The 1,122-nt window shown below is 53.4% G+C and carries 2 protein-coding genes; both read right to left on the bottom strand.

Going from position 1 to position 1,122, the window contains the following annotated elements; translation table 11 throughout:
• Positions 1-2: 2 nt before the first annotated feature.
• On the bottom strand, positions 3-446 hold the full coding sequence (locus EXE41_RS20085) for a transposase (RefSeq protein ID WP_137691787.1): 444 nt from the start codon (positions 444-446) through the stop codon (positions 3-5).
• Between the two features lie 119 nt (positions 447-565).
• Positions 566-1,075, bottom strand: coding sequence for a winged helix-turn-helix domain-containing protein (locus tag EXE41_RS18530; protein WP_137691786.1), 510 nt, complete (start codon positions 1,073-1,075; stop codon positions 566-568).
• Positions 1,076-1,122 lie beyond the last annotated feature (47 nt).

The following is a 1,122-nucleotide window of genomic DNA, read 5'->3' as shown; positions in this document are numbered from 1 at the left end:
CCTCAAGGGCAGAGATAGTTCCAGATGATCGGTTCCGTGATCGTCGGCAGTCCTCGTTGAATCTGCCGTTTCAGCGTCGAAAGATCTGGTATGAGGCGGTGCTTGAACCATTCATTGAGACGATCCCAGCATCCTTCTACTGGGTTGAGCTCTGGGAGTTTTGGCGGAAAATACCAGACATCGAGATGTTCTTCACCTTCTCTGTCCCCGCACACGCGCTCGACCGAACTGTCTCCGACAGTCTCGGTCGTGCGCTCACCGCTGACATGTTCCCAGAGATCTCTGTTGTAAAAATAGCCAGCACGGTCGAGAAACACCACTAATTCTTCGCCGAACCGATCTTGGAGTGCACCGAGTAACCAGATTCCTTGCTTGGACGTGAGATTCGCCTCAGTCCAGCAGTAGAAGCTGTCACCGTCGTCGGTGACAGCGCCCAGTACGGTCACTTTGTCTCACGAGTTTGATGTCTCTATCGTCGGATTTGACCCGATCGGATACCAGCCACGTCGTTGAACCGTGCCGACACGCTTGGTGAACTGGTCGACAACGACCACGGTTTTCTCGGTCAGTTCGTGCCGTTTTTTTGAACAGTCTGCTGAAACTCGGCCTCTTTCTCCGGGTCCGCTTTGTGATTGCGCGGCCGTGCTGTCCGACAGGACAGCCCGGCCTTTCCCATCAACTTCCGTCCATGACCCTTGCTGTATTCAACACCGTACTCTTCTTTGACGTGGTACAACAGGAGTTTCGTTGACCATGCCTGTTGCTCGTAGCCGAGTTCAGTTGGAGGATCTTGTAGATGTTCAAACAGTTCTTCACGTTGATCATCCTCAAGCTTCGACGGTCGTCCTGGGCGGGGCTGATCGTACGGCGCCTGCTCGATCGGCTCATTCCCGAACCGATCGAGCCAGTTACGAATCGTTTTCTCGACAACATCATGGCGTTCAGCGAGTGTGTCAAGATTGTCTCTCTGCTTTCGGCCGATCGCCGCGAGAACACGTTCTCGCGGGATCTCTCCCGCTGTTTGCTCACGTAGCTCGTGAAGTTCTTCCAGAGTGATTCCGTCCAACCGACCCATTACTATAGAATACGACTATATTGGGAAATACTTTCGCACGACCGTAT

Origin of the sequence: Halorubrum sp. SD690R (assembly GCF_005435035.1) — an archaeon.
Classification (GTDB): domain Archaea; phylum Halobacteriota; class Halobacteria; order Halobacteriales; family Haloferacaceae; genus Halorubrum; species Halorubrum ezzemoulense.
The sequence above is the reverse complement of the archived record's forward strand: the minus strand, read 5'-3'. Positions and strand labels throughout refer to the sequence as shown.